Annotated in this window: 6 protein-coding genes; all 6 read right to left on the reverse strand. The window is 70.4% G+C overall.

The genetic code is table 11. The features are described 5' to 3' along the window. Positions 1–754: hypothetical protein (locus I6U14_RS04290; RefSeq protein ID WP_296897141.1), on the reverse strand; the 754-nt coding region annotated here is incomplete at its 3' end. Beyond that, entirely contained in the window at positions 751–1,416 is a 666-nt protein-coding gene (locus I6U14_RS04295; RefSeq protein WP_296897142.1) for a response regulator transcription factor, read from the reverse strand. The genes I6U14_RS04290 and I6U14_RS04295, both read right to left, overlap by 4 nt. Before the next feature lie 13 nt (positions 1,417–1,429). Next, entirely contained in the window at positions 1,430–1,786 is a 357-nt protein-coding gene (mnhG, locus tag I6U14_RS04300) for a monovalent cation/H(+) antiporter subunit G (protein ID WP_296897143.1), read from the reverse strand. Beyond that, on the reverse strand, positions 1,783–2,094 hold the full coding sequence (locus I6U14_RS04305; protein ID WP_296897144.1) for a pH regulation protein F: 312 nt from the start codon (positions 2,092–2,094) through the stop codon (positions 1,783–1,785). Before I6U14_RS04305 ends, mnhG begins: the two co-directional genes overlap by 4 nt. Continuing rightward, positions 2,091–2,564 carry a Na+/H+ antiporter subunit E gene (locus I6U14_RS04310; RefSeq protein ID WP_296897145.1) on the reverse strand — a complete coding sequence of 158 codons (474 nt, stop codon included), beginning with the start codon at positions 2,562–2,564 and terminating at the stop codon, positions 2,091–2,093. The genes I6U14_RS04305 and I6U14_RS04310 overlap by 4 nt, the downstream gene beginning before the upstream one ends. After that, on the reverse strand, positions 2,561–3,147 hold a 587-nt coding region (locus I6U14_RS04315; RefSeq protein WP_296897146.1), incomplete at its 5' end, for a proton-conducting transporter membrane subunit. The genes I6U14_RS04310 and I6U14_RS04315, both read right to left, overlap by 4 nt.

Here is a 3,147-nt window from a genome sequence, read left to right on the forward strand (position 1 = left end):
GGATCTGCGGCTGGAGGGGGTGGGCGATGGGCCCCGGACGCGGGGGGGCCCAGGCGGTGAGCGAGGTGTGTGGCACCAGGACCCCGTTGAGGGCGTTGACCACCGGCCGGATGTCGTTGGGATAGGTCTCGGGCACCGCCTCCAGATGGCCCTTTTCGACCGCGCTCAGATCGGCGCGCAACCGGCGCAAGGGCGCCAGGCCGAAGCGCACCTGCACCGCCACGCCGACCACCAGGACCACCCCCAGCACCGCCGCCGAGACGACCAGGAGGCCGGCGAAGCTGCGGATCTCCTGGTCGATGTCGCGGCGGTCGAGGGCCACCGTGAGGCGCACCGGCTCGCCGTCCGCGGGCGGCAGCCGGAGCGTGGCGGCGCGCAAGGGCACGTCGTCGGGGCCGGGCGCCTCGCTGACGACGAGCCCGCCGACCCGGCCCGGCATCGGGGTCGGAAAGCCCTCCAGCGCGGCGGCCTCGGATGACGTGCGGCGACGCTCGTCGATCTCGAGGATCCAGTACCAGCCGAGGGTGGATTCGCGGAAATTGGGGTGCGCGCCGGTGATCGCGAGCGCGCCGTCGTCGCCGCGGACGACGTCGCTGGCGAGGCCGTCGGTCAGCACCGCCAGCTTGGCGTCGAAGCGGGCCACGACCGCCTCGCGAAAGACCAGCGACAGCGCCGCCCCGCCGAGCCCGAGCGCCACCAGGAGCCAGACCACGGCGGCCGCCACCAGGCGGCGCTGCAGGTTCCAAGCGCTCATCCGCGCGGCGGCGTCAGCCGGTAGCCCTGCCCGCGCACGGTCTGGATCACGTTGGCGCTGAGCTTGCGGCGGATTCGGCTGATCAGCACGTCGATGACGTTGGATTCGCGCTCGCTGTGGCGGTCGTAGACGTGCTGCGCCAGGGTCTGCCGGCTGATGATCCGGTTGGGGTGGTGCATCAGATAGGTGAAGATGCGGAACTCCTGCGGGGTCAGGTCCACCGGCATGCCCTGGTCGACGACGCGGCCCTCGGAGGTGTAGAGCTTGATCGGCCCGCAGGTGAGCACCGGCGAGGACTGTCCGGCCGAGCGTCGGATGAGGGCGCGCAGGCGCAGCACCACCTCCTCCATCTCGAACGGCTTGGTGACGAAGTCGTCGGCGCCGGCGTTGAAGCCGGCGAGCTTGTCCGACCAGCGCGAGCGCGCGGTCAGGATCAACACGGGCGTATGACAGCCCTCCTCGCGCCAACGGTGCAGCACCGACATGCCGTCGATCTGCGGCAGGCCGAGGTCGAGGACGATCGCGTCGTAGGGCTCGGCGATGCCGTATTTGAGCGCCTCCATGCCGTCCTCGGCCTGGTCCACGGCGAAGCCCGAGCCCTCGAGCGTGCGCGCCAGGGCGCGGCGGAGATCGGGTTGGTCTTCGCAGACGAGGATGCGCATGGCCCTGGTTCCGTCACGGAATGCGGCTGCGATCGGCGCCGTCGGTGGGCGGGTCCGTCCGCTCGGGGCGCCACTGCCAAGGCTTCAGACCGCCGCGCCAGGCGGCGCGCGCGATCAGGTGCGCGCCGATCGGCGCGGTGAGCAGGATGAACGCGAAGACGGCGACGGCCTTGCTGACCACCCCGGCGTCGGCGCCGACGAAGACCAGCGCCAGCGCGATCAACAGGACGCCGAGCGTGCCGGCCTTGGTGGAAGCGTGCATGCGGATGTAAACGTCCGGCATGCGCAACACGCCCAGGGCGGCGATGAAGGTGAGCGCGCCGCCGAGCACCAGGGCGATCGCGGCGAGGACCTCGGCGAGGCCGGTCATCGACGCTCTCCCGGGTTCTGGCCGGGGGTGAGGTCGACGAACCGGGCGCAGGCGATGGTCACCCGACACCCCCCCAGCCCCAGCGCGAGAGCCCCGCCGCGCACGGCGCCCCACCAGCGCGCCCACCGGAACAAGGGGAGGAAGGGCGCCACCAGCATGGTCAAAAGGTCGAGGGCGACGACGCGGTCGGGCAAGGTCGGCCCGAGGATCAGCCGCACCGAGGCGAGCAGGAACGCGCCGATGAGAAAGAGGGCGGCGATGTCGACCGCGGTCGCCACGAGGCCTTCGAGCTGGGTGTCGATGATCATCGAAGCGCCTCCATCACCCGCCGCTCCAAGCCGCGCTTGAGGTCGTGGACGACCTCGTCGGGGTCCTCGGCGAACATGGCGTGGATGACCAGCTCGCGCTGGTCCGGGCTGACGTCGACGGTGAGCGTGCCGGGCGTCAGCGAGATGACGTTGGCGGTGAGCATGATCTGGGTCTCGTCGGTGCAGTCGAGCGGCATGCGGACCATGCGCGGCCGCGAGTGGATCTCCGGGGTGACGACGTCCCACACCACCGCGATGCTGGAGCGCACCAGCTCGTAGAGGAAGAAGACGACGAGCCCGATGGCCCCGAAGGTGCGGCGGAAATAGGGGCTGGGGCCGAACAGCGGGCGGGTCAGCCACAAGGCGACGAAGCCGCCGGCATAGCCCAACAGGAGGTCGATGGCGGCGAAGCTGCCCGACACCGCGCCCCAGCCGACGGCGATCAACAGGTTCAACGCGAACAGGCTCATGGCCGGGCTCCCAACACGGCGGTGATGTAGGCGCTCGGGTCCAGGAGCTGCTCCGCGGCGGTGACCGAGACGGCGTAGAAGGGGGCCGCGACCAACCCGATCAGCACGGTGATGGCGGCGAGCCCGACGATCGGGCCGAGCAGCGCCCAGCTCTCGCCGCGCGCCAGGGCCCGACCCTCCACCAGCGCCGGCTCCGGATGGGGCTTCCAGAACGCTTCCAGCCAGATCTTGGTCATCGAGTACACGGTCAACAGCCCGACCACGAGGGCGGTCGCGGCCAGGATGTAGTGCTCGGCGTCGAGGCTCGCCTTGATGACGACCAGCTTGGCCCAAAAGCCCGAGAGCGGCGGGATGCCGGCAAGCGACAGGGCCGGGATCAAGAACAGCACGCCGAGCCAGGGCGTGGCGGCCCACAGCCCGCCGATGCGGGCGAGGTCCTCCGAGCCCGTCAGCCGCTTCACGACGCCGCCCACCAGGAACAAATTCGCCTTCACCACGATGTGGTGGAGGATGTAGAAGATCTGTCTCGTATACAAATCTCCGAGCCCACACAGCCACAGGCAAAGTCGTATATCGTCATCTT

Source organism: Thiohalocapsa sp., from assembly GCF_019695415.1.
Taxonomy (GTDB): domain Bacteria; phylum Pseudomonadota; class Gammaproteobacteria; order Chromatiales; family Chromatiaceae; genus Thiohalocapsa.

Bases quoted from the DNA above. Each gene is read 5' to 3' on its own strand.
- I6U14_RS04295 (WP_296897142.1), bottom strand. From the start codon at position 1,416: ATGCGCATCCTCGTCTGCGAAGACCAACCCGATCTCCGCCGCGCCCTG.
- mnhG (WP_296897143.1), bottom strand. From the start codon at position 1,786: ATGACCGGCCTCGCCGAGGTCCTCGCCGCGATCGCCCTGGTGCTCGGC.
- I6U14_RS04305 (WP_296897144.1), bottom strand. From the start codon at position 2,094: ATGATCATCGACACCCAGCTCGAAGGCCTCGTGGCGACCGCGGTCGAC.
- I6U14_RS04310 (WP_296897145.1), bottom strand. From the start codon at position 2,564: ATGAGCCTGTTCGCGTTGAACCTGTTGATCGCCGTCGGCTGGGGCGCG.